General features: G+C 40.7%; 1 pseudogene. It reads right to left on the minus strand.

The window, feature by feature from the left end:
- A pseudogene (locus CWB85_RS22345) lies at window positions 1–257 on the minus strand (diacylglycerol kinase family protein); the annotation flags it as partial.
- Window positions 258–268: the final 11 nt, after the last annotated feature.

The following is a 268-nucleotide window of genomic DNA, read 5'->3' on the forward strand; positions in this document are numbered from 1 at the left end:
ATAATAAATTCACAACATATATAATCAGGGATATGCTTACTCTTAATTCCCATTAATACATGTGCCAACGCATTGGACGTTGACAGAGGAATAATACCGAGCTTGCAGTCACTATTAACGAGTACACTAGCAACTTCTGCAACTGTACCATCCCCACCACAAGCAATGACCATATCAGGGGATTCAGCGATAGCCTGTTTGGCCAGCACAATACCGTGTTGTTCGTCTGATGTGCTAAGTACTTTTAAATCATAGTAATCAGCTTAGC

Source organism: Pseudoalteromonas sp. S1727, from assembly GCF_005886375.1.
Taxonomy (GTDB): Bacteria; Pseudomonadota; Gammaproteobacteria; order Enterobacterales; family Alteromonadaceae; genus Pseudoalteromonas; species Pseudoalteromonas haloplanktis.